18 protein-coding genes are annotated in these 22,323 nt (G+C 74.6%); 12 read left to right on the top strand and 6 right to left on the bottom strand.

The annotated features are described in order from the left end of the window. The first annotated feature begins 91 nt into the window (after positions 1-91). Positions 92-1,300, top strand: a complete 1,209-nt coding sequence (gene metK, locus B4U46_RS35425; RefSeq protein WP_079432346.1) for a methionine adenosyltransferase — start codon at positions 92-94, stop codon at positions 1,298-1,300. 28 nt (positions 1,301-1,328) lie between these two features. On the opposite strand, the gene B4U46_RS35420 is transcribed toward metK, so the two are convergent. The 3 genes from B4U46_RS35420 to B4U46_RS35410 all read right to left on the bottom strand — a co-directional run bounded on the left by B4U46_RS35420 (position 1,329) and on the right by B4U46_RS35410 (position 3,994). Next, positions 1,329-2,177, bottom strand: a complete 849-nt coding sequence (locus B4U46_RS35420) for an SDR family NAD(P)-dependent oxidoreductase (RefSeq protein ID WP_079432345.1) — start codon at positions 2,175-2,177, stop codon at positions 1,329-1,331. Then, positions 2,174-3,127: an aromatase/cyclase gene (locus B4U46_RS35415; protein WP_079432344.1), complete on the bottom strand. Its 954-nt coding sequence runs from the start codon at positions 3,125-3,127 to the stop codon at positions 2,174-2,176. Before B4U46_RS35415 ends, B4U46_RS35420 begins: the two co-directional genes overlap by 4 nt. 63 nt (positions 3,128-3,190) lie before the next feature. Beyond that, entirely contained in the window at positions 3,191-3,994 is an 804-nt protein-coding gene (locus B4U46_RS35410; protein WP_079432343.1) for an SDR family NAD(P)-dependent oxidoreductase, read from the bottom strand. Between the two features lie 175 nt (positions 3,995-4,169). On the opposite strand from B4U46_RS35410, the gene B4U46_RS35405 reads away from it, so the two are divergent. From B4U46_RS35405 to B4U46_RS35390, 4 genes are read left to right on the top strand one after another with little or no spacing between them, the layout of a single operon-like run. Continuing rightward, on the top strand, positions 4,170-5,348 hold the full coding sequence (locus B4U46_RS35405) for a DegT/DnrJ/EryC1/StrS family aminotransferase (protein WP_079432342.1): 1,179 nt from the start codon (positions 4,170-4,172) through the stop codon (positions 5,346-5,348). Next, the gene (locus B4U46_RS35400) at positions 5,345-6,616 is read left to right on the top strand and encodes a beta-ketoacyl-[acyl-carrier-protein] synthase family protein (protein ID WP_079432341.1); all 1,272 of its coding nucleotides are present in this window, start codon (positions 5,345-5,347) and stop codon (positions 6,614-6,616) included. The genes B4U46_RS35405 and B4U46_RS35400 overlap by 4 nt, the downstream gene beginning before the upstream one ends. Beyond that, positions 6,613-7,872, top strand: a complete 1,260-nt coding sequence (locus B4U46_RS35395) for a ketosynthase chain-length factor (RefSeq protein WP_237293441.1) — start codon at positions 6,613-6,615, stop codon at positions 7,870-7,872. Before B4U46_RS35400 ends, B4U46_RS35395 begins: the two co-directional genes overlap by 4 nt. 23 nt (positions 7,873-7,895) lie before the next feature. Continuing rightward, a complete protein-coding gene (locus B4U46_RS35390) occupies positions 7,896-8,786 on the top strand; it encodes an MBL fold metallo-hydrolase (RefSeq protein WP_079432412.1) in 891 nt (296 codons plus the stop codon). Positions 8,787-8,996: 210 nt separating this feature from the next. On the opposite strand, the gene argG is transcribed toward B4U46_RS35390, so the two are convergent. Next, positions 8,997-10,451 carry an argininosuccinate synthase gene (gene argG / locus B4U46_RS35385; RefSeq protein ID WP_079432340.1) on the bottom strand — a complete coding sequence of 485 codons (1,455 nt, stop codon included), beginning with the start codon at positions 10,449-10,451 and terminating at the stop codon, positions 8,997-8,999. A gap of 110 nt (positions 10,452-10,561) precedes the next feature. Next, positions 10,562-11,902 carry a crotonyl-CoA carboxylase/reductase gene (ccrA, locus tag B4U46_RS35380; protein ID WP_079432339.1) on the bottom strand — a complete coding sequence of 447 codons (1,341 nt, stop codon included), beginning with the start codon at positions 11,900-11,902 and terminating at the stop codon, positions 10,562-10,564. 245 nt (positions 11,903-12,147) lie between these two features. On the opposite strand from ccrA, the gene B4U46_RS35375 reads away from it, so the two are divergent. The 7 genes from B4U46_RS35375 to B4U46_RS35345 all read left to right on the top strand — a co-directional run bounded on the left by B4U46_RS35375 (position 12,148) and on the right by B4U46_RS35345 (position 20,814). After that, positions 12,148-13,797 (top strand): class I adenylate-forming enzyme family protein, encoded by a 1,650-nt coding sequence (locus tag B4U46_RS35375; RefSeq protein ID WP_237293440.1) that lies wholly within the window; start codon positions 12,148-12,150, stop codon positions 13,795-13,797. Positions 13,798-13,983: 186 nt separating this feature from the next. Continuing rightward, positions 13,984-14,952 (top strand): aromatase/cyclase, encoded by a 969-nt coding sequence (locus B4U46_RS35370; protein ID WP_167747667.1) that lies wholly within the window; start codon positions 13,984-13,986, stop codon positions 14,950-14,952. Further along, positions 14,949-16,982: a condensation domain-containing protein gene (locus tag B4U46_RS35365; protein ID WP_079432337.1), complete on the top strand. Its 2,034-nt coding sequence runs from the start codon at positions 14,949-14,951 to the stop codon at positions 16,980-16,982. Before B4U46_RS35370 ends, B4U46_RS35365 begins: the two co-directional genes overlap by 4 nt. 253 nt (positions 16,983-17,235) lie before the next feature. Further along, positions 17,236-18,861, top strand: a complete 1,626-nt coding sequence (locus tag B4U46_RS35360; protein WP_079432336.1) for a class I adenylate-forming enzyme family protein — start codon at positions 17,236-17,238, stop codon at positions 18,859-18,861. A 51-nt stretch (positions 18,862-18,912) separates the two neighbouring features. Beyond that, positions 18,913-19,215: an antibiotic biosynthesis monooxygenase family protein gene (locus B4U46_RS35355; RefSeq protein WP_079432409.1), complete on the top strand. Its 303-nt coding sequence runs from the start codon at positions 18,913-18,915 to the stop codon at positions 19,213-19,215. Positions 19,216-19,322: 107 nt separating this feature from the next. Continuing rightward, entirely contained in the window at positions 19,323-20,525 is a 1,203-nt protein-coding gene (locus tag B4U46_RS35350; protein WP_079432335.1) for a hypothetical protein, read from the top strand. A gap of 100 nt (positions 20,526-20,625) precedes the next feature. Continuing rightward, entirely contained in the window at positions 20,626-20,814 is a 189-nt protein-coding gene (locus B4U46_RS35345) for a DUF5302 domain-containing protein (RefSeq protein ID WP_079432334.1), read from the top strand. Between the two features lie 56 nt (positions 20,815-20,870). Here B4U46_RS35345 and B4U46_RS35340 read toward each other — a convergent pair whose 3' ends face one another. Beyond that, positions 20,871-22,307: a DHA2 family efflux MFS transporter permease subunit gene (locus tag B4U46_RS35340; RefSeq protein WP_260338142.1), complete on the bottom strand. Its 1,437-nt coding sequence runs from the start codon at positions 22,305-22,307 to the stop codon at positions 20,871-20,873. Between the last annotated feature and the right edge of the window lie 16 nt (positions 22,308-22,323).

The following is a 22,323-nucleotide window of genomic DNA, read 5'->3' as shown; positions in this document are numbered from 1 at the left end:
GCGTTCGAGCGCGGCTCCAGGGCGGTCGGGGAGCGTCGCGGTTCCGGCCGTGCACAGGGCCGTGCACCGGGCCTACACAGGAGGAAGCCGCATGTCCCGTCGTCTTTTCACCTCGGAGTCCGTGACCGAGGGCCACCCCGACAAGATCGCCGACCAGATCAGCGACACCATCCTCGACGCGCTGCTGCGACGGGATCCGACCTCGCGCGTGGCCGTGGAGACCCTGATCACCACCGGCCAGGTCCACATCGCGGGTGAGGTGACGACGAAGGCGTACGCGCCGATCGCCCAGCTCGTCCGCGACAAGATCCTGGAGATCGGCTACGACTCGTCCAACAAGGGTTTCGACGGCGCCTCCTGCGGCGTCTCGGTGTCCATCGGCGCGCAGTCCCCGGACATCGCGCGGGGCGTCGACACGGCGTACGAGCGGCGGGTGGAGGGCGAGGGCGACGAGCTCGACCGGCAGGGCGCGGGCGACCAGGGTCTGATGTTCGGCTACGCCTGCGACGAGACCCCCGAGCTGATGCCGCTGCCGATCCACCTCGCGCACCGGCTGTCCCGGCGCCTGTCCGAGGTGCGCAAGAGCGCGATCGTTCCCTACCTGCGGCCCGACGGCAAGACGCAGGTCACCATCGAGTACGACGGGGACAAGCCGGTCCGGCTCGACACGGTCGTGGTCTCCACGCAGCACGCCGCCGACATCGCACTGGAGGTGCGGCTCACCCCGGACATCCGGGAGTTCGTCGTCGAGCACGTGCTCGGGCAGCTGGCCGCCGAGGGCATCAAGCTGGACACCGAGGGGTACCGGCTGCTGGTCAACCCGACCGGGCGCTTCGAGATCGGCGGCCCGATGGGCGACGCAGGCCTGACCGGCCGCAAGATCATCATCGACACCTACGGCGGTATGGCCCGTCACGGCGGCGGTGCCTTCTCGGGCAAGGACCCGTCGAAGGTGGACCGCTCGGCGGCGTACGCGATGCGCTGGGTCGCCAAGAACGTCGTCGCCGCCGGCCTCGCGGCCCGCTGCGAGGTGCAGGTCGCGTACGCGATCGGCAAGGCCGAGCCCGTCGGCCTCTTCGTGGAGACCTTCGGCACCGGCACCCTGCCCGACGAGCGGATCCAGGAGGCGGTCTCCAGCGTCTTCGACCTCCGCCCGGCCGCCATCATCCGCGACCTGGACCTGCTGCGCCCGATCTACGCGCAGACCGCCGCCTACGGCCACTTCGGCCGCGAGCTCCCCGACTTCACCTGGGAGCGCACGGACCGCGCCGACGCCCTGCGCGCCGCGGCCGGTCTCTAGGGCTCCAGGGGGTCAGGGCGCCAGGGGCTCAGGCCGGCGGGAAGTCCGTCGTCGGGGCCAGGGGGGCCCACTCCTCCCAGCCGGCCAGCCGCTCGCGCAGCACCGCCGGGGCGCGGTCGGCCGCACTGGCGCCCAGGAGGAGGCGGAGTGGGGGCTCATCGGCCTCCAGCAGCTTCAGCAACGCCACCCCGGCCCGGCGCGGGTCGCCGGGCTGGAGGTGGGCGAAGGCACCCGACAGTCCGTGCCGGCGCTGGGCCAGCACGGTGTCGTAGGCGGTCTTGGGCGTGGCCCGCACCAGGGAGCTCGCGCTCCACTCGGTGCGGAATTCGCCGGCCTCGATCAGGGTGACCTTGATCCCGAAGCCGGCGACCTCCCGGGCCAGGGTCTCGCCCATCGCCTCCAAGGCCCATTTGCTGGCGCAGTACATGCCCAGGTTGGGGTACGTGGTCACGCCCGCGATGCTGGACATCTGGAGGAGGTGGCCCGAGCCCTGGCGGCGCATCAGCGGGAGTACGGCCTGGGTGGTCCACAGGGCGCCGAGGAAGTTCACGTCGAACTGGTCGCGGACTTGTCGTTCGGTGACCTCCTCCACCGCACCGGCCAGCCCGTACCCGGCGTTGTTGAGCAGGACGTCGATCCGCCCGGCCCGCTCCCCGGCCTCGGCCACGGTCGCGAACACCGCCGCGCGGTCGCTGACGTCCAGGGTCATGGGGACGACCTGCGCGCCGAAGCGCTCGACGAGTCCGTCGAGCGCCTCGACGCGGCGGGCCGTGGCGACCACGGTGTCCCCTGCCTCCAGGACGACCTCGGCGACGGCCCGTCCCAGGCCCCTGGAGGCACCGGTGACGAACCAGACCCGGGGCGTCCCCTCCGTCATCGACGGGCCCGCTGCTCGGCGAAGGTCTTGGCGTGGTTGAGGGTGGCCGTGCTGTTGGTGCTGAGGGCGGACCGGACGTACGCCTTGGCGTCCTCGACCGTGGCCTCGGGGCCCAGGATCCGGGCGATGTTCGCGGTGTTGATCGTCACCGTGTGCTGGGAGGAGGCGGACACGCCGCCCTCGCCGTCCTCGGCGAACGTCCAGTAGCCGGTGTGCAGGCTCATCAGCGCAGGCAGGGTCGTCTGCTTGTAGGCGATCCGCTCGTCCGGGAACGTCACCCGGTAGGACTTGGTGGTGTGGACGGAGCCGTCCTTGGCCCGGGTGTCCATCTCCAGTTCCTGCAGGCCCGGGGTGTCCTCGGTCAGCCGGACGACCGCCACGTGCGGCAGCCGCTCGGGCCACAGGTGCGCCTCGTTGACGAAGTCGTAGACGTCCTTGGCGGAGCCCTCGACGCGGACCGTGTCCTCGAAGGAGAACGTCAGGTCCTCGGTGGCGTGGGCGTGCTCGACGTTGGTCTTGAGCGCGGCCAGCTCCGAGCGCGAGTTGCGGTCGACCGCGCGGTCGATCCACTCCAGCTTCTGCGGGTCGTCGTCCTCGGCCCGGTAGTCGTGCAGCAGCCGCACCCGGGACTCGCCCTCCGAGACCGGCTCGATGATCCAGGTGCCGCCCATCGCGGCGACCGGGGGAGCCGGGACCTCCTGGCGGAAGGTGATCGTCAGCTTCTCCGGGTCCAGGGTGCGGCGGGAGGTCCAGTTCTTGGGCTCGCCGTTGGCGGTGGCCCAGATCCGGATGCGCTCCTCGTTCCCGCCCTGCGGGATGTGGTCCACGTAGATGGTCGGGGGGAAGATCCGCGGCCAGTTCTGCACCTCGGCGATCAACCGGTACACGGCGGCGGCCGGGGCCGAGACCGTGATCTCGTGCTCCACTTCACGCAGGCCGGGCTGCGGCATGGTCTTGCTCCTCGGTTCGGGGTCGTACACGCGTACGTGCGTACGGGGTCGGGCGGGGCGGGCTCAGAAGTTGCCGAGGCCACCGCAGACGTTGAGGGCCTGCGAGGTGATGGAGGCGGCGGTGTCGGAGGCCAGGTAGCCCACGAGCCCGGCGACCTCCTGCGGGGTGGAGTAGCGGCCGAGGGGGATCTTGGCCTGGAACTTCTCCAGCACGGCCTCCTCGGTGGTCTGGTACGCGGCGGCGTAGCCCTGGCGGACCCGCTCGGCCATCGGCGTCTCGACGTAGCCGGGGCAGACGGCGTTGACGGTGATGCCCGTCGGGGCCAGCTCGTTGCCCAGCGCCTTGGTGAAGCCCACCACGCCGTGCTTGGACGCCGAGTAGGGGGCGCCCAGGACCACGCCCTGCTTGCCGGCAGTGGAGGCGATGTTGATGATGCGGCCGCGGTTCTTGGCGCGCATGCCGCCGGTGTTCAGGACCTCGCGGGTGACGCGGAAGACGCTGTTGAGGTTGGTCTCGATGACGTCGTACCAGAGCTCGTCGGCGATGTCGGCGGTGACGCCGCCGCCCGAGCGGCCGGCGTTGTTGACCACCACGTCGATGGTGCCGAACCGCTCCACGGCCGCCTCGACCCAGGCCTTGACGCCCTCGCCGCTGCGCACGTCCACGCTCGCGCCGTCGACCTCCAGGCCCTCGGCGGTGAGCTCCTTGACGGTACGGGCCACGTTGTCGGCGTCGCGGGCGCCGATGAACACCCGGTGTCCCTGCGCGGCCAGGGTGCGGGCCGCTTCCAGGCCGATACCACTGGTCGCTCCGGTGACGACGGCGACGCGCTTGGTCTGGTCCTGCTCCTGGGCCTGGTCGGGCATGAGAACTCCTCGGTGAATCGACTGGTGGCGCACGCGGAGGATCCGTCACCGCGATGGAGCGGTACTCGAAGGCGTCTCGGCCCCGGTGTCGCGACCGGGGGGACCACCGGCCCTCCATCGTTCGTCGAGCGGCGGTCGACAAGATCGGGGAGACACCCGCACGCGAGAGGCGACCATGATCAACTTGTTTCAGCCCCAGGTCGGGGCGGAGGAACTCGACGCGGTCGCCGGGGTGTTCCACGACCGCAGGCTCGGCAGCGGACGGCGCACCACGGCCTTCGAGACGGCCTTCGCCGAGCACCTGGGCATCGAGCCCGGCCACGTCGTCTTCACCAGCTCCGGCACGACCGCACTGCACCTGGCCGTCGAGACCCTCGACCTCGAGGAGGGCGACGAGGTCGTCCTGCCCTCCCTCGGCCTGCCCGCCACCGCCGAGGCCGTGGCCGCGCGCGGCGGCCGCCCCGTCTTCTGCGACGTCGACCGCCGCACCCTCAACCCGTCCCTGGAGGACGTCGAGGCCGCCCTCACCGACCGCACCCGCGCGGTCCTCTTCCTCCACTACGGGGGACGCGCCGGCGACATCGTCCGCATCGCCGCGCACTGCCGGGAACGGGGCCTGGCCCTGATCGAGGACGGCGCCTGCTCCGTCGCCTCCCGCGTCGACGGCCGGCCCGCCGGCACCTTCGGCGACCTCGCCGTGTGGAGCTTCGACCCCGGCCGGGTCCTGGTCACCGGCGACGGCGGCATGGTCTACGCGAAGGACCCCGAACGGGCCGCCCGCACCCGCCTCCTCGCCCGCCGTGGCCTGGTCCGCGCCAGCGGCTTCGGCCATGCCTCCCTGCCCGGCGAACCGGACCTGCCCGAGTACGGGCGCGGGATCGCCGGCAACGACCTGACCGCCGCCATCGGCACCGTCCAGCTGCGCCGCCTCCCCGAGATGGTGGAGCGGCGCCGCGAGATCGCCGCCCGCTACGACCGGGAGCTGGCCGGCACCGACGGGCTGCTGACGCCCCCGCCGCTGCCCGAGGGCCACGAGTCCACGGACTGCCTGTACTGGGTGCAGCTCCACCCCGCCATCAAGGACGGGGTCGTCGCCGACCTGCTGGCCGAGGAGATCTACACGACCTCCCACCACGCGCCCCTGCACCGGTTCCCGGCCGACGGCGACGGGGAGCCCCCGGCGGCCCCGTTGCCCTCCTGCGACTGGGCGGTGGACCGCACCGTGCGCCTGCCCCTGCACCCCGGGCTCAGCGACGCGGACGTGACCACCGTCATCGACGCGCTGCGCAGGTCGGTGCGGTCCAGGCTCTCCGACCGTACCGACGAAGGACTCACCGTGAAGGACACCCCATGAACCGACGCGTCGTCATCACCGGGATCGGCGTGGTCGCACCCGGGGGAGTGGGCACCAAGGCGTACTGGGCCCGGCTCACCTCCGGGCGGACCGCCACCCGCGCCATCAGCCTCTTCGACGCCTCCGGCTTCCGTTCGCGGATCGCCGCCGAGGCCGACTTCGACCCGCTCGCCCACGGGTTCACCCCCGAGGAGGCCGCCCGCCTGGACCGGGCCGCCCAGTTCGCGCTGGTCAGCGCCGACGAGGCGGTCCGTGACAGCGGGCTCGACACCGCGGCCCTGGACCCCACGCGCACCGGCGTCACCCTGGGCAGCGCGGTGGGCTGCACCACGGGCCTGGACAACGAGTACAACGCCGTCAGCGGGGGCGGCTCCACCTGGCAGGTGGACCACACCCTCGCCGTGCCCCACCTGTTCGACTACTTCGTGCCCAGCTCGATGGCGGCCGAGGTGGCCTGGCGCGTCGGCGCCCAGGGCCCCGTCTCCATGGTCTCCACCGGCTGCACCTCGGGCCTGGACTCCATCGGCCACGCCGTGGAACTGATCCGCGAGGGCAGCGCCGACGTGATGGTCACCGGCGCCACCGAGGCGCCGATCTCGCCGATCACCGTGGCCTGCTTCGACGCCATCAAGGCCACCTCGCCCAGCAACGACCACCCGGAGACCGCCTCGCGCCCCTTCGACGCCACCCGCAACGGGTTCGTCCTCGGCGAGGGCTCGGCGGTCCTGGTCCTGGAGGAGCTGGAGAGCGCCCGCCGCCGCGGCGCCCACGTCTACGCCGAGATAGCCGGGTTCGCCAGCCGCGGCAACGCCTACCACATGACCGGGCTGAAGGCCGAGGGCCGCGAGATGGCCGAGGCCATCACCGTCGCCCTCGACGAGGCCCGCCTGCCCGCCACCGCCGTCGACTACGTCAACGCCCACGGCTCCGGCACCAAGCAGAACGACCGGCACGAGACCGCCGCCTTCAAGCGCAGCCTCGGACAGCACGCCTACGAGACCCCGGTCAGCTCCATCAAGTCGATGATCGGGCACTCGCTCGGCGCGATCGGCTCCCTGGAGGTGGCCGCCAGCGCCCTGGCCATCGAGCACAACACCGTCCCCCCGACGGCCAACCTGCACCACCCCGACCCGGGCTGCGACCTGGACTACATCCCGCTGACCGCGCGCGAGCACCGCACGGACACCGTGCTCAGCGTCGGCAGCGGCTTCGGCGGCTTCCAGAGCGCCATGATCCTGACCCGCCCGCGCCTGGGAGCCGCCGCATGAGCACGCAGACCGCAGCCGCCCCGGTGATGTCGGCGGCGGCCGCCTCCGCCGCCCCCGTGATCACCGGGATCGGCGTCGCCGCCCCGAACGGGCTGGGCACCGAGGCCTGGTGGAGCGCGGTCCTGCGCGGCGAGAGCGGCATCCGCCCGGTCACCCGCTTCGACGCCGGCCAGTACCCGGCGAAGCTGGCCGGGGAGGTCCGGGGCTTCGACGCCGCCGAGCACCTGCCCGGCCGGCTGCTGCCGCAGACCGACCAGGTGACCCGGCTCGCCCTCACCGCCGCCGACGAGGCCCTCGCCGACGCCGGCGTGGATCCCGCCGGGCTGCCCGACTACGCGGCCGGGGTGATCACCGCCAGCTCGGCCGGCGGCTACGAGTTCGGGCAGCGCGAGCTCCAGGCCCTGTGGAGCAAGGGCGGCCAGTACGTCAGCGCCTACCAGTCCTTCGCCTGGTTCTACGCCGTCAACAGCGGCCAGATCTCCATCAAGAACGGCATGCGCGGCCCCAACAGCGTCCTGGTCAGCGAGCAGGCCGGCGGGCTCGACGCGGTGGCGCAGGCCCGCCGCCAGCTCCGCAAGGGCATCCGGCTCGTCGTCACCGGCGGCATGGACTCCTCCCTCTGCCCCTGGGGCTGGGCCGCCCACCTGGCCTCCGGCGAGCTCAGCACCAGCGAGGACCCCGAGCGCGCCTACCTGCCCTTCTCCGAGGAGGCCGGCGGGCACGTCGTCGGCGAGGGCGGGGCCCTGCTGGTCCTGGAGGACGCGGCCGCCGCCCGCGAGCGCGGCGCCCGCCCCTACGGGGAGGTCGCCGGCTACGCGGCCACCTTCGATCCGCCGCCCGGCTCGGGCGGCGCCCCCCGGCTGCGCGACGCCGCCGCGCTGGCCCTGCGCGAGGCCGGGCTGGCCCCCGCCGACGTGGACGTGGTCTTCGCCGACGCGGCCGGGCGGCGCGCGGCCGACCGGGCCGAGGCCGCGGCCCTCGCCGAGGTCTTCGGGGAGTACGGGGTCCCGGTGACCGCGCCCAAGACCATGACGGGCCGGCTCGCCGCGGGCGGCGCCTCCCTCGACCTGGCCGCGGCCCTGCTGTCGCTGCGCGACGGCGTGATCCCGCCGACCGTGCACGCCGGGCCGCCCGCCGCGGACTGCCCGGTCGACCTCGTGACCGAGGTCCGCCGGCCCGCCCGGCTGCGCACGGCGCTGGTGCTGGCACGGGGCCGGGGCGGCTTCAACGCGGCCATGGTGGTCCGGGGACGGTGACCGGCAGCGTCGGCGGGCCCCGGATGGAGGAGGTGGCCGAGCACGTCTGGGCCTACCTCCAGCCCGACGGCGGCTGGTGCCTGAACAACGCCGGGCTGATCGCCCCGGACGGCGGCCGGCCCGTGCTGGTCGACACGGCCGCCACCGAGGCCCGTACGCGGGCCCTGGGGGAGGCGGTCGCCCGGATCACCCCGCACGCCCCGCGCTTCGTGGTGAACACCCACTCGCACGGCGACCACACGTTCGGGAACCGGTTCTTCGCCGACCGGGCGCTGGTCGTCGCCCACGAGGCGGCGCGCGCCGAGATGGCCCTGGCCGGTCTGCACCTGACGCGGCTGTGGCCGGACGTCCCCTGGGGGGAGGTCCGCGTGGAACTGCCCGGGCTGACCTTCCGCGACCGGCTCACCCTGCACCCGGGGGAGTTCCCCGTCGAGCTGATCCACCCCGGCACCGCCCACACCGTCGGGGACACGGTGGTCTGGCTGCCGCGGCAGCGGGTCCTGTTCACCGGGGACATCGTGATGTCCGGGGCCACGCCGTTCTGCCTGACCGGCTCGGTCTCCGGCTCCCTCGCCGTCGTCGAGCGGCTGCGCGCCCTCGGCCCGCGGACCGTCGTCGCCGGTCACGGGCCGGTCGGCGGCCCCGCACTGCTCGACGCCACCGCCGGCTACCTGCGCCTGCTCCAGCGGCTGGCCGTCGAGGGCCTTGCGGCGGGGCTGACCCCGCTGGAGGCCGCGCGGGAGGCCGACCTCGGCCCGTACGCGGAGCTCCTGGACGCCGAGCGGCTGGTGCCCAACCTGCACCGCGCCTACGCGGAGGCGCGGGGCGCGGAGCCGGGGCACCGGCTCGACGTGGAGCAGATGTTCTGCGAGATGGTCGAGTACCACGGCGGACTGCCCGCCTGCGCCGCCTGAGGGCGGTGCGGACGGGCAGTCCGGGGGCCGTGGGGTACGGGGTCTGCCAGGCCGTCTCTTCCGGATCTTGCCTGGCCCGCGCCGCCCGGCACCGCACCTCGCCGCCTTGGCGGGGCACCAAGTACGTCCAGTACGGCGGCGCCCCGCCAAGGCGCCGATGCACGGCACCGAACGACGCGGGCTTAACCGGCAAGATCCGAAAGAGATGACCTAGTCGGTGCCGGACTCCATCGCGGCGCGGTCCAGCAGCTCCTCGTCCGCGGAGACCTCGCCGCGCGAGGCGATGGCCTCGGCGCCGCCCTCCGGCATCTCCTGCATGGTGCCGATCAGCCCGGTCGCGGCCGCCTGGGCGGCGCCGACGGCGGGGCTGCCGCTGCCGATCAGGCCGAGCACCGCGTACTGCTCCAGCTTGGCGCGGGAGTCGGCGATGTCGAGGTTGCGCATGGTCAGCTGGCCGATGCGGTCCACCGGGCCGAAGGCCGAGTCCTCGGTGCGCTCCATGGACAGCTTGTCCGGGTGGTAGCTGAACGCCGGGCCCTGGGTGTCGAGGATCGAGTAGTCCTCGCCGCGCCGCAGCCGCAGGGTCACCTCGCCGGTGACGGCCGCGCCGACCCAGCGCTGGAGGGACTCGCGGACCATCAGGGCCTGCGGGTCCAGCCAGCGGCCCTCGTACATCAGCCGGCCGAGGCGCCGGCCCTCGTTGTGGTACTGGGCGAGGGTGTCCTCGTTGTGGATGGCGTTGACCAGGCGCTCGTAGGCGGCGTGCAGCAGGGCCATGCCGGGCGCCTCGTAGATGCCGCGGCTCTTCGCCTCGATGATCCGGTTCTCGATCTGGTCGGACATGCCCATGCCGTGCCGGCCGCCGATGGCGTTGGCCTCCATGACCAGGTCGACGGCGGAGGAGAACTGCTTGCCGTTGATCGTGACGGGGCGGCCCTGCTCGAAGCCGATGGTCACGTCCTCGGTGTCGATGTCGACCGAGGGGTCCCAGAACCGGACGCCCATGATCGGCTCGACGGTCTCGACGCCGGTGTCCAGGTGCTCCAGGGTCTTGGCCTCGTGGGTGGCGCCCCAGATGTTGGCGTCGGTGGAGTACGCCTTCTCCGTGCTGTCCCGGTAGGGGAGGCCGTGGGCCAGCAGCCACTCCGACATCTCCTTGCGGCCGCCGAGCTCGGTGACGAAGTCCGCGTCCAGCCAGGGCTTGTAGATCCGCAGGTGGGGGTTGGCGAGCAGGCCGTAGCGGTAGAACCGCTCGATGTCGTTGCCCTTGAAGGTCGAGCCGTCGCCCCAGATCTGGACGTCGTCCTCCAGCATCGCCCGCACCAGCAGGGTGCCGGTGACGGCGCGGCCGAGCGGGGTGGTGTTGAAGTAGGCGCGGCCGCCGGAGCGGATGTGGAACGCGCCGCAGGTCAGCGCGGCCAGGCCCTCCTCGACCAGCGCCGCGCGGCAGTCGACCAGACGTGCGACCTCGGCGCCGTAGGCCTTGGCGCGCCCGGGCACCGAGGCGATGTCGGGCTCGTCGTACTGGCCGATGTCGGCGGTGTAGGTGCACGGGACGGCGCCCTTGTCGCGCATCCACGCGACCGCGACGGAGGTGTCGAGTCCGCCGGAGAAGGCGATGCCGACGCGCTCGCCGACGGGAAGGGAGGTGAGGACCTTAGACATGGGATGAGTATGCAGAAGGATGCATGTTCATGCAAGTGGAGCGAGCTCCGCCGTTAACGGCGGCGTGGCGGCGGCGCGGCGTTAACGCCGTTAATGATCGACAAGCAGGGTCAGGCCCGGGGGCGGAAGCGGTTGACCGCCTCCAGGTGCTTCGCGCGCAGCTCGTGGTCGCGCACGCCCAGGCCCTCCCGGGGGGCGAGGGCGAGGACGCCGACCTTGCCCTGGTGGAGGTTGCGGTGGACGTCGTAGGCGGCCTGCCCGGTCTGCTCCAGGGAGTAGGTCTTCGAGAGGGTGGGGTGGATCTTGCCCTTGGCGATGAGGCGGTTGGCCTCCCAGGCCTCGCGGTAGTTCGCGAAGTGCGAGCCGATGATCCGCTTCAGCGACATCCACAGGTAGCGGTTGTCGTACTCGTGCATGTAGCCCGAGGTCGAGGCGCAGGTGGTGATCGTGCCGCCCTTGCGGGTGACGTAGACGGAGGCGCCGAAGGTCTCGCGGCCCGGATGCTCGAAGACGATGTCCACGTCCTCCCCGCCCGTCAGCTCCCGGATGCGCTTGCCGAAGCGCTTCCACTCCCCGGGATCCTGCGTCCGCTCGTCCTTCCAGAACCTGTACCCCTCGGCGGTCCGGTCGATGACCGCCTCGGCGCCCATGGAACGGCAGATCTCCGCCTTCTCCGGGGAGGAGACCACGCAGACCGGGTGGGCGCCGCCGGCCAGCGCCAGCTGGGTGGCGTACGAGCCCAGGCCGCCGCTGGCGCCCCAGATCAGCACGTTGTCGCCCTGCTTCATCCCGGCGCCGTTGCGGGAGACCAGCTGGCGGTAGGCGGTGGAGTTCACCAGACCCGGGGCGGCGGCCTCCTCCCAGGTCAGGTGCTCGGGCTTGGGCATCAGCTGGTTGGACTTCACCAGGGCCAGCTCCGCCAGACCGCCGAAGTTGGTCTCGAAGCCCCAGATCCGCTGCTCCGGATCGAGCATCGTGTCGTCGTGCCCGTCGGCCGACTCCAGCTCCACCGACAGGCAGTGCGCCACCACCCGGTCGCCCGCCTTCCACCGGTTCACACCCGGGCCGGTGCGCAGCACCACGCCCGCCAGGTCCGAACCCAGCACGTGGTACGGGAGGTCGTGGCGGCGGGTGAGCTCCGAGAGACGGCCGTAGCGCTCCAGGAAACCGAAGGTCGGCAGCGGCTCGAAGATCGAGCTCCAGACGGTGTTGTAGTTGATCGCGCTCGCCATCACCGCGACCAGCGCCTCGCCCGGACCCGGCTGCGGCGTCGGCACCTCCTGCAGGTGCAGGGACTTGCGCGGGTCCTTCTCCGCCGAGGGGATCCCCGTGAACATGCCGGTCTCGTCCCGGCACACCACGTTGCCCCGGTACGCCTCCGGCAGCGGCAGCGCCGCGAAGTCCCCGGGCAGCGCGTCCTCGGAGAGCAGGGCCTCGACGATCTCGTCCACGTGACTTCCCTTGCGACGGAGGGATGCGGCGGCGCCGGACGTGCGGGTCCGCCGAAGCGCGTGCCCGCAGGCTCCGCCCCGGGCGTCGAAGGCCGCCGGAGGAACGCTCGACGACGGCGGGATCGAGTCACCTTCGAAGCGCCCTCAACCGGAGGTGCGGACCGTGATGCGTCGGGATCAGCGACCAGGGACCAGCGACCAGGGATCCGGAGATCCAGGGATCAGCCCGACCAGGAGGACGCGCCGTGCCGATCTACCGCCTCAGCCGCCGCCCGCAACCGACCCGCCGCAGGGAGCTGCCGCTCGACGGACTGCTGCGCCGGGCCGCGGAACGCGACCCCGCCGCCTGTGCGTTCCGCTCCCCCCACGGTACGCGGACCTTCGCCGAACTCGACGCCCGCGCCGACCGGTTCGCCGCCTACCTCGAACACGCCCTCGGCCGGCGCGGGGCCCGCGTCGGCGTCGCCAACACCCTCGACGAGGAGTTCGCCGCCGCCTACTACGGCACCATCCGCAGCGGCAACACCGTCGTCCTCCTCAACCCCCTGATCCGGGCCGCGGGACTGCGCCGCGTCTGCGAACTGGCCGACGTCGAGATCGCCTTCCTGCCCACCGCCGCCGCCGAACAGCTCGTCAAGACCGCCGACCGGCTGCCCCTGCTGCGCGAGATCGTCGTCACCGACGCACCCGACGGGATCGTGCCCGCCGACGCCCTGCCGCTGTCCGTCGCCCTCGACCGCGCCCCGCAGCCCGGCCCTCGCCCCGACGAGCCCTTCGACCCGAACGCCGTGGTGTGCGTGCAGTTCACCACCGGGACCACCGGCCGCCCCAAGGGCGTCCGGCTGACCCACCGCAACCTGCTCGCCAACGCCGCGCAGACGGCCGCCGCCCACCGGCTCGACTCCGGCTCGGTGGTCCTCAACCACCTGCCGCTCTACCAGCCGATGCACCTCAACTCGGCCGTCCTCGCGGGCGCCTGCCAGGTGCTGTGCCCCGCCCCGCGCCCCGCGGCCGCCCTCGCCCTGGCCGCCCGTACCGGCGCCACCCACCTCTACAGCCTGCCCGCCCGGCTGCACCAGCTCGCCGCCGACCTGCGCCACGGCGAACTCCCGGGCGCCGGGGAACTGCCCGGCTTCCCCCTGCCCGCCGCTCCCGCCCTCGACCGGCTCACCGCCGTCCTCTCCGGCGGCAGCGCCCTCGCCCCCGCGGACGCCCGGCTGCTCTCCGACCGGCTCGGCGTCCCCGTCCTGCAGGGGTACGGCCTGGTCGAACTCGCCCCGCTCACCCACTCCCAGCGGCCCGGCGAGGACCTTTCCGGCTCCGGCTCCGTCGGCACCCCCGTCCCCGGCACCGCCTGCCGCATCGTGCACCCCGGCACCGGCCTGCCGCTCGGCCCCGGCGAGACCGGCGAGGTGCAGCTGAGCGGGCCCCAGCTGATGGCCGGCTACCTCGGGGAGAACGGGCCGGCCGCCGGGGAGGACGGCTGGTTCTCCACCAAGGACGTCGGCCGCATCGGCCCGGACGGGGAGCTGTACCTCGTCGACCGGCTCGACGACGTCTTCTCCTACGACGGCGAACTCGTCTCGCCCACCGCCGTCGAATCCGTCCTCGCCGCCGACCCCCGGGTCGCCGACTGCGTCGTCGTCGGCTGGCCCGACCCGGTCCACGGAGCCGTCGCCTGGCTCGGGCTCGTCCTGCACGACCCGACCGCGCCCGGGCTGCTCGACGTCCTCGACTCCATCGTCGAGACGGCCAACGGACAGCTCGGCCCGCACGAGCAGATCCGGCGCGTCGAGCTGATCGGCGCCGTGCCGCGCACCCCCGCCGGAAAGCCCGAGCGGCGCTCCCTGCGCCGCGAACTGCACCACCGGGCGGCGGCCGAAGCCTCCCTCTGACACATGCCCGGGGGCCGGCCCGGGGGGTATGCGCACGGCCCCGGGGTACCCGTACGGCCCGGGGGGTCTTCGCAAGGCCTCCCGAGAGCCCGTGGACGGCCCGTGCAGCCGGGGTCCAGGGCCTTTCGAGCGGAGCTCCGCCGACTGCCGCGAAGTTGGTGGACCGAGGCAGAGAGGTGTGAACCGATGTCAGGTGAGCGTGTGCAGCACACGTCGTACTCGGTGGACGTGGCCGCCCCCGCGGGTGTGGTCTACGCGCTGCTCGCGGACACGACGCAGTGGCCGCTGTTCGTCCCGCCCAGCATCCACGTGGAGCGGCTGGACTTCGACGGGACCAGCGACCGCTTCGGGATGTGGGCGACCGCGGGCGATACCGTCACCTCCTGGGTGTCGCGGCGCTCCCTGGACCCCGCACGGCGCACCATCGACTTCCACCAGGAGGTCCCGGCGCCCCCGGCCACCGCCATGAGCGGCCGCTGGGAGGTCGCCGAACTCGCCGGCGGCCGCTCCCGGCTGACCCTGCACCACCGGTTCGCGGTGGCCCCCGGGGACGGGGCCGGCGCCCGGTGGCTCGCCGACGCCACCGACGCCAACAGCCACGCCGAACTCCAGCAGCTGAAGCGGACCGCCGAGCAGTGGACCGCCCTGGACGGCCTGCTGCTGTCCTTCGAGGACTCGGTGCGCGTCGAGGGACCCCCGGAACTCGTCTACGACTTCCTGTACCGGGCCGGGGACTGGCCCGCCCACCTGCCCGAGGTCACCCGCGCACACGTGGCCGAGGACCGTACGGGCGTCCAGCTGCTGACCATGGACACCCGCGCGGCCGACGGCACCACCGACACCAGCGAGTCCGTACGGATCTGCCTCCCGCACGCCGGACGGATCGTCTACAAGCGGACCCGCACCCCGCGGCTGCTCGCCGCCCACACCGGCGAATGGTCGGTCGACCCCGATGAGACCGGGGTCACCGCCGTCGCCAGCCACCGGGTCCTGCTGCGCGCCGAGGACATCGAGCCGGTCCTCGGCCCGGGCGCCGACCTCGCCCAGGCCCGCGACCACGTACGCCGCAGCCTGGGCGGTGCCTGCACCCGCGTCCTGCACCTGGCCCGGCGGCACGCGGAGACGGCCGTCCCGAGCCTGAGCGCGAGGCGGTGACCGGCCGCCCCGGCGACGGCCCGCGCCGGGCCCCGGCGTCCCGGGTTCTCGCCGCCCCCCGGCCGAGGGTCCACCCCGCCGCCCCCCTCCAGGTCGACGTGCTCCTCGACGGCCTCACCCACCCGGGCCGCGGCCTGCACACCGGGCAGCTGCACTGGCGGCTGCCCGGCCCCTTCGACGCCGAGCGGTTCACCCGGGCCTGGCAGACCGTCACCGACCAGGAGGCGGTGCTGCGGACCGGGCTCGCGCCGGCTGCTTCCGGCACCGGTACCGGGCTGCCGGGTTTCGCCGTCCACCCGGCCGCCGGTCCGCTGATCGTCCGCCACCCGGTGGGCGGCGCCCAGTGGGAGGCGCTGCTCGCCGCCGAGCGGATGCGCGAGTTCGACCTCACCCGGCCCGACCCGCTGCGGATCGCCCTGCTGGAGGAGCCCGACGGTTCGACGCGGGTCCTGCTCACGTACCACCGCGCGTTCCTCGACCCGGTCGGCGCGGAGCAGCTCGTGCGCGCCTTCCACCGCGCCCACGCCGCCGACGGCCGCCCCCGGGGCGGTGAGCGGCGGCCCGACCTGCGCGACCACCTCCAGTGGATCGGCACCCGGGACCGGGCCCCCGCCCGCGAGTTCTGGGCCCGTGCCGCCCCGCCCGCGGGCTCCGCCACCCTCCCGGCCGGCGACCGCGGCCGCCCCACGCACCAGCGCGGGCACGGCCGTACCCGGCAGCGGCTCACCCCGGCCGAAGCGGCCCGGCTGCGCGGCTGGGCCGCCGCCCGGGGCGCTGCGGAGAGCACCGCCCTCCAGGCGGTGTGGGCGCTGCTGCTGTACCGGGCGGCCGACGGCGGTCCGGGACCGGTCCCGGTGGCCTTCGGCGCCGCCGTGTCCGGCCGGGGCATCCCGCTCGACGGCGCCGACCGCCTGCCGGGGCCGCTGCTGGGCGCCCTGCCCGTGGGCGTGGAGGTCCGCCCCGGCGGCACCCTCGCGGACCTGCTGTCCGCCCTCGCGGGGCGGGCCGTCGACCTCGCCGCGTACGAGTGGGTCTCGGCCGGCCAGGTCCACCGCTGGTCGGGCCGCGACCCGTACGACCCGCTCACGGAGTCGGTCCTGGCCTTCCTGCCCCCACGCGAACCCCGCCTCCCCTCGGCACCGCGCCCCCTCGCCGCCGGGGGTCCTCCGCAGCCGGAGCTCCCGGCGGGGGCGTTGGGGGAGTCCCCGTTCCCGGTGGGGGAGTTGGGGGAGACCGCGTCCCCGGTGGGGCCGTGGGCGGAGTCCCCGTTCCCGGCGGGGCCGTTCGTGGAGCCCGCGTCCGCGCCGGGGTGGCCCCGGCGGCCCGCCTCCCCGGCGGGGCCGTTCGCGGAGCCTGCCTTCCCGGCGGGGCCGGAAGCGCCGTCCGGGCCGTTCGGTGCGGCGGGCGGGGACGGCGTCGGCCCCGCCGAGGAGTGCGAGGCCTACACGGGGACGCCGTTGGTGCTCACGGCCCGGCACGACGTGGACGGCGGGCTGCTGCTGACGCTCGTCCACGACCGGACCCGGATCGCCGACGGCGACGCCGACGAGATCCTGTGGCAGGTCGCCTGCCTGCTGCGCGGCCTCCCGGCCGACGCGGACCCCGGAGCCACCGTCACCGAGGCGCTGCGGCTGCTGGACGGAGCCCCCGTGCCGCTGGCGGCCGCGCCCCCCGACCCGCCGCCGCGCACCCTGCGCGCGGCGGCCGCCCCCGGGACGGGACTGGTCTGCCTGCTGCGGCCGCCCGGCGCGCCCGAGGACTGTTACGACGGCCTCGTGCACGGCCGGCGCGGAAGGCGGGCCCTGCTGTCCGTGGCCCCCAGGGCCTCGGCCGCCCTGGCCGCGCTGGCCCCCGCGCTGGCGGCCGGGGAGCCCGTCGTGCTGGGCGGGTACCCGGAGGTCGCGGACCTCGCGCACCAGGTCGCGGGCCGCGTCGCCGCGTACGGCTGGGCCCGCCCGCCGGTCGCGGTAGCCGCCACCGAACGCGAGCTCGCGGCGGCCCTGACGGCGGCCGGACGCAAGAGGCCGTAGGCCGCGTCGCACCGGATCGGTCCGGCCCGGCCCGGCTTGCGGAGTCCGGCGCTCGCCTGACGGGCCGGGGAACGACCCGCCTGGCCCTCCTGCGGGCGGGGTTCGGGCCGTGGCGGGTGGCGTGGGTTCCGGTCGGGGCCGGAGGTGTGCACCAGAGGGGTTCGAGTGGTCCTGGAGTGGATTGCGAGCGGTGGCGTGGACCGTGGGAGGGCCCTGTCGCCCGCCGGGACGCAGTGCAGAGGGGAGCAGAGCCGTGCCGACACCCGCCCATCCGGAACTGCCGCGACTGCCGCACCTGCCGCTCGACGGGCTGCTGCGCCGCGCCGCCCTGCGGGCCCCCGGGGCCCCGGCGCTGCGCGTGGGCGCGCAGACGCTCACCTTCGGGGAGCTCGACGCCCGCGCCGACCGGATCGCCGCCTACCTGGAGTGCTCGGTGGGCCGGCGCGGGGCGCGCGTGGCCGTCGTGAACACCCTGGACGCCGAGTTCGCGGCCGCGTACTACGCCACCGTCCGCAGCGGCAACACCGTCGTCGTCCTCAACCCGCTGCTCGCGCCCGCCCGGACGGCGAAGGTGCTCGCCGTCGCCGGTGCCGAGCTGGCCTTCGCGCCGCGGGCCGCCGCCGAGGCGCTGTGCGCGCTGCCCGACCGGCCCGAGAGCCTGTCCCTGGTGCTGGTCACCGGGGCCGAGGACGGCGGCCCGCTGCCCGGCGCCGCCGTCCCGCTGGACCTCGTCCTCGACGCCGTCGCCCCGGCCGCCGGATCCGCCGCCCCGCGCGCGGCCGTCTCCGTGGACCTCGACGCCGAGGCCTGCGTCCAGTTCACGACGGGCACCACCGCGAGCCCCAAGGGCGTCCGGCTGACCCACCGCAACCTCGTCGCCAACGCCGTCCAGACGGCCCTGGCCCACCGGCTCGGCGAGGACTCCACCACCCTCAACCACCTCCCGCTGTACCAGCCGATGCACCTCAACTCGGCCGTGTACGCGGGCGCCTGCCAGGTGCTGTGCCCCGACCCCGACCCGTTCGCCTCCTTCGCCCTCGCCGAGGAGGCAGGCGCCACCCACTACTACGGGCTGCCCGCCCGCCTCCACCGGCTCGCCGCCGACGAGCGGCTGCGCGGTGGCCCCCTGCCCGGCCTGCCCGCCGGCCCCCGGCTGACCGCCGTCCTCTCGGGCGGCAGCGCCCTCAACCCGGCCGCCGCCCGCACCCTCGCCCACCGGATCGGCGTCCCCGTCGTCCAGGGCTACGGCATGACCGAGCTCTCCCCGCTCACCCACTGCCAGCGCCCCGACGGCACGACCGGCACCGGCTCCGTCGGCACCCCCGTGCCCGGTACCGGATGCCGCGTCGTCCACCCCGACACCGGGGTCCCGCTGCCGCCCGGGGAGAGCGGCGAGGTACAGGTGCGCGGCCCGCAGCTGATGGCCGGCTACCTGGGCACCGAGGAGGCGCCGGCCGGCCCCGACGGCTGGTTCTCCACCGGCGACGTCGGCCGGATCGGCCCGGACGGGGAGCTGTTCCTCGTCGACCGGCTCGGGGACGTCTTCCTCCACGACGGGGAACTCGTCTCGCCCAGCGCCGTCGAGCGGGTCCTCGGCTCCGACCCCCGGGTCGCCGAATGCGCGGTCGTCGGCTGGCCCGACGCCGTGCACGGGTCCGTCACCTGGGCCGGCATCGTCCTGCGCGAGCGCGGCGCGGCCGACCCCGCGCCCCTGCTGGCGGAGATCGCCGCCCGCGCCAACGAGCGCCTGGCGCCCTTCGAACGCATCCGCCGCGTCGAGGCCATCGACGCGGTCCCGCGCACCCCCGTCGGCAAGCCCGTACGGGGCGTGCTGCGCCGCAGCATCCGCAGCCGCGCGGCCGCCGAGGCGAACGCCTGACACCACCCGTCCGACCCCCCGAGACCCATCCAAGGAGCAGGAGCGCCCGTCATGGTGACCTACGTCAACAAGCTGAACGTCCACGGCGACCTCGTGCGCTTCATGGACGCCAAGGACCGCCTCACCCGCTTCGTCAGCGCCCAGCCCGGCTGCGTCAGCCACCAGACGCTCCGCCTGGTCGGCACCGCCAACTTCTTCGTGGAACTCTCCGTCTGGGAGGACACCGCCGCGCACCGCGCCGCCGTGACCAGCGAGGACTTCCGCGAACTGGCCCGGGAGATCGCCGTCCTCGCCACCCGTGAGCAGGGCCTGTACGAGTCACTGCCCGAGCAGGCTCCCGCCACCGCCGCCTGACCGGCGACCGGGCCGGGTCCCGGCGGGACTCCGGCCGGCCGCATCCGGGCGCCCCGCCCGCGCGCCCGGTGTCCCCGCGTCCGGCGGGATGGCATGCTGGACGCAACATGAGCTCCGAGCTGCTGGCCGGGGACCCCGGCCGGGAGGCCGACCGCCGGGCCCGCAGGAACCAACTCACCCGGGCCGCCAAGTGGTTCGCCGCCCTCGAAGCCGACCCGTACGCCCGGGTCCTGCGCACCGGCACCGGGACGCCCGACGCCGCCGAGGAGGCCGTCCGCGCCCTCGGCCCGCTGCACCGCAGCGCCCTGCCGGACACCTGGGTCACCGCCGAACGGGCCGTCGCCGAGGAGGTCGTCGGACATCCCGCCTTCGACGCCCCGGCCCCCGCCCCCGCCCCCGGCGTGTCCGGCGGCGCCCCGCCGCCCTTCCGCAGCGCCGTCCTCACCCTCGACCGGGCCTCGGCCGCGCCGCTCGCCGCGCTCACCGCCTTCGGCGGGCCCCTGCTGTGGGCGGACGACGCCGACCGGCTGGAGAAGCGGACCGCCACCTGGGCCCGCAGGCTCCTGGCCGCCCTGGGCGACCGCTTCGACCTCGCCGAGCACTACGCACGCCGCCTGACCGGCCCGGTCCTCGCCGAGCAGCTGGGCCTCCCCGAGGCCGCGCACGAGCGGTTCTGCCGCCTCCTGCCCGACTGCCGCCACGCCCTCGACGGCCTGCTGTGCCCGCAGAGCCACGCCGCCGCGCGGGCCGGGGAGGCCGCCGAGACCGCCCTGGCCGGGCTCCTGGCCGAAGCCCTGTACCGGCCCACGGCCGACGCCCTGCGGGCTTCGCAGATCATGGCCCTCGGCGTGGCCGAGCCCACCGCCGTCCTCGTCTCCAACGCCGTCCGCCTGCTGCTCGCCGAACCCGGCGGCTGGCGGCGGCTGGCCGAGGACCCGGGCCGGGCCGGGGAGGCCGTCGCACGCACCCTGCGCACGGCGCCCCCCGTACGCCTGGAGTCCCGGGCCGTGCGCTGCGCCGTCACCCTCGCCGGCACCGCGCTGCCCGTGGGCGCCCGCGTCACCCTCCTCGTCGCCGCCGTCAACCGCGACCCGCTGGCCGCGCCGGACGCCCCGCCCTTCGGCCTCTGCACCGACCTGCACTTCGGGCTGTCCGCGCACCTGGTCGGGCCCATCGCCCGGGCCGCCCTGCGCACCCTCGCCGAGACCCTTCCCGACCTGCGCGCCGACGGCGACCCCGTGACCCGCCTGCGCTCCCCCGTCCTGCGCGCCCCGGCGTCCCAGCCGGTGGCAGCGGGCCCCGTTGCCTGAATGGCGCCATTGATCCGAAAAGGGGTCGCTCTCCACCCGCCCGGCTGCGACACTGACGGGCTCCAGCAGTACATCGTTTGTCCGGGCCCAGGAGGCAACCATGACCGATACGCCGGAAGACCAGGCGGCCGCAGCCGAGCCCGACGGCAAGGAGAAGTTCCGCGAGGCCCTGGAGCGCAAGGCCCGGGGCGCCCGCGCCCAGCAGGCCCACCACGAGGGCCGCCTGAAGATCAAGGGCGCCAGCGGCCCCAACGGCCAGAGCCGCACCTTCCGCCGCAAGTCCGGCTGAAACGGGCCGTGCCACCGGATCTCGCGATCCGGTGGCACGGAGAGGGAAGCGACGGGTCACGCCGTGGCGCCGGCCGGCTCCTTCGCCTGGGGGGCCGGAGCGGCCGCCGGGGCCGGGGCCGCCTTCGGGCGGGGGATGGCCAGGGCGAACAGGGCGCCCACGAGGACCACCGCGACCGCGATCCAGATGGCCGGCACCAGGCCGTCCACGAAACGCTGCTGCCCGGTGAAGTCGCCCTGGGCGGCGAAGACGCTCGCCAGGACCGCGATGCCGAGCGCGCCGCCCAGTTCGCGGACCGTGGTGTTGGCGCCCGAGGCCTTGCCCATGTGCTGCGGCGCGACAGCGCCCATGACCACCGTCGCGGTGGGGGCGAAGACCAGGCCCATGCCCGCCCCGGCCAGGACGAACGGGCCGACGAACGCCCAGTCCGAGGTGCCGACCCCGACCACCAGGGCGAACCAGGCCAGGCCGGCCCCGGACACCGCCAGGCCCAGCGCCATCAGCCGGCCCGCGCCGACCTTCGCGGCCAGCTTGCCGGCCTGCGGGGCGATGAACATCGGCATGACCGCCCACGGCAGCGTCCACAGGCCCGCCACGAACGCCGAGTGGCCCAGGCCCGTCTGGAGGTACTGGGCGATCAGGAAGGTGGCGCCGAACATGCCGAAGTACACGGCCAGGGAGACCACGTTCGAGAGGGTGAAGGCACGGACGCGGTAGAAGGACAGCGGCAGCAGCGGGGCCGACGCCTTGCGCTCCCAGGCGATGAAGGCCCCCAGGAGGACCACGGCCGCCGCGAACGCGGAGACGACCGGAGCCGAACCCCAGCCCTTCTCGTGCCCGTTGACGATGGCCCAGACGAGGGAGACCACGCCGGCGCAGGCCAGGACCAGGCCCAGCAGGTCCAGCTTCACCGGGGCGCCCCGGCTCTCCGAGACCGCCTTCAGGACCAGCGGGACCGCCACGACGCCCACCGGGACGTTCACCCAGAAGATCCACTGCCAGTCGAGACCGGAGGTGATCGCACCGCCGATCAGCGGCGACAGGGCCACGGCCAGGCCGCTGATGCCGCTCCACAGGCCGATCGCCGCGCCGCGCTTCTCCGCCGGCACCGCCATCGCGAGCAGCGTCAGCGACAGCGGCATCACCGCGGCCGCGCTCATGCCCTGCAGGGCGCGGAAGAGGACCAGCGCCTCCGTGGAGGAGGACAGGGCGCCGCCGACCGAGGTCAGGGTGAACGCGGTGATGCCCGTGACGAAGACGCGCTTGCGGCCGAACCGGTCGCCGAGCGCGGCCGCCGCGAGCAGCAGGCCGGCGAAGCCCAGGATGTAGGCGTTGGTGATCCACTGGAGGTCCTCGACCGAGGCGCCCAGGTCGGCGCGGATCGAGGTCAGCGCGTTGGTCACCATCAGGTTGTCGAGGGCCACCATGAACATCGGCAGGGACACGGCGAGGATGACCGTCCCGAACGAGGGACGGGCGGGTGCACTACTCAACTGATTCTCCAAGAGG

The sequence above is a fragment of the Streptomyces katrae genome, from assembly GCF_002028425.1.
Lineage (GTDB): Bacteria > Actinomycetota > Actinomycetes > Streptomycetales > Streptomycetaceae > Streptomyces > Streptomyces katrae_A.
This window is presented reverse-complemented; position numbering and strand designations above follow the sequence as displayed.

Excerpts from the sequence above, each read along its gene's own strand:
- B4U46_RS35355 (WP_079432409.1), top strand. The coding sequence starts at position 18,913 with ATGGTGACCTACGTCAACAAGCTGAACGTCCACGGCGACCTCGTGCGC.
- metK (WP_079432346.1), top strand. The coding sequence starts at position 92 with ATGTCCCGTCGTCTTTTCACCTCGGAGTCCGTGACCGAGGGCCACCCC.
- B4U46_RS35415 (WP_079432344.1), bottom strand. The coding sequence starts at position 3,127 with ATGCCGCAGCCCGGCCTGCGTGAAGTGGAGCACGAGATCACGGTCTCG.
- B4U46_RS35350 (WP_079432335.1), top strand. The coding sequence starts at position 19,323 with ATGAGCTCCGAGCTGCTGGCCGGGGACCCCGGCCGGGAGGCCGACCGC.
- B4U46_RS35420 (WP_079432345.1), bottom strand. The coding sequence starts at position 2,177 with ATGACGGAGGGGACGCCCCGGGTCTGGTTCGTCACCGGTGCCTCCAGG.
- B4U46_RS35345 (WP_079432334.1), top strand. The coding sequence starts at position 20,626 with ATGACCGATACGCCGGAAGACCAGGCGGCCGCAGCCGAGCCCGACGGC.
- B4U46_RS35390 (WP_079432412.1), top strand. The coding sequence starts at position 7,896 with ATGGAGGAGGTGGCCGAGCACGTCTGGGCCTACCTCCAGCCCGACGGC.
- B4U46_RS35395 (WP_237293441.1), top strand. The coding sequence starts at position 6,613 with ATGAGCACGCAGACCGCAGCCGCCCCGGTGATGTCGGCGGCGGCCGCC.
- B4U46_RS35410 (WP_079432343.1), bottom strand. The coding sequence starts at position 3,994 with ATGCCCGACCAGGCCCAGGAGCAGGACCAGACCAAGCGCGTCGCCGTC.
- argG (WP_079432340.1), bottom strand. The coding sequence starts at position 10,451 with ATGTCTAAGGTCCTCACCTCCCTTCCCGTCGGCGAGCGCGTCGGCATC.
- B4U46_RS35405 (WP_079432342.1), top strand. The coding sequence starts at position 4,170 with ATGATCAACTTGTTTCAGCCCCAGGTCGGGGCGGAGGAACTCGACGCG.
- B4U46_RS35370 (WP_167747667.1), top strand. The coding sequence starts at position 13,984 with ATGTCAGGTGAGCGTGTGCAGCACACGTCGTACTCGGTGGACGTGGCC.
- B4U46_RS35400 (WP_079432341.1), top strand. The coding sequence starts at position 5,345 with ATGAACCGACGCGTCGTCATCACCGGGATCGGCGTGGTCGCACCCGGG.